The organism is Actinospica durhamensis, assembly GCF_018139695.1.
In the GTDB taxonomy this organism is placed as follows: Bacteria; Actinomycetota; Actinomycetes; order Streptomycetales; family Catenulisporaceae; genus Actinospica; species Actinospica durhamensis.
This window is the reverse complement of sequence record NZ_JAGSOG010000709.1, coordinates 1-484: the sequence shown is the minus strand read 5'-3', so window position 1 is coordinate 484 and position 484 is coordinate 1. Positions and strand designations below refer to the sequence as shown.

General features: G+C 73.1%; 1 protein-coding gene. It reads right to left on the bottom strand.

What is annotated here, in order from left to right; genetic code table 11:
• The coding region (locus tag KDL01_RS41835; protein ID WP_212534259.1) for an AMP-binding protein at positions 1 to 484 on the bottom strand (484 nt) is incomplete at both ends.

The window sequence follows — 484 nt, the reverse complement described above, 5'->3', positions numbered from 1 at the left end:
GTGCCGGGCGGCGCGTCGTGCAGGGCGGCCGGCGGGACGACGTGCGTGCCGGGCGACAGTTCCGTCATGCCGTAGGCCTGGCCGACGGGCGGCAGTCCGAGCCGCTGCGAGCAGGCGGCGGCGAGGCGCGCGTCCAGCGGGGCGGCGGCGCTGATGACGTGCCGCAGCGAGGACAGGTCGTACCGGTCGACCAGCGGGTGCTTGGCGAGGGCCAGGACGATCGGCGGGGCCACGTACAGGCTCGTGATGCGGTGGTTCTGGATGGCGGCGAGGAACGTCTCGAGGTCGAAGCGGGGCAGCACGACGACGGTGGCGCCCTGCCGCAGGGGGGCGTTCATCAGCGCCGTCAACCCGTAGATGTGAAAGAACGGCAGGACGGCGAGGATGCGGTCGCCGGGGCCCGTCGTGATCAGCGGCTGGAGCTGGGCCAGGTTGGTGGCGATCTGGCGGTGGGTGAGCATCACGCCCTTGGGGACGCCGGTGG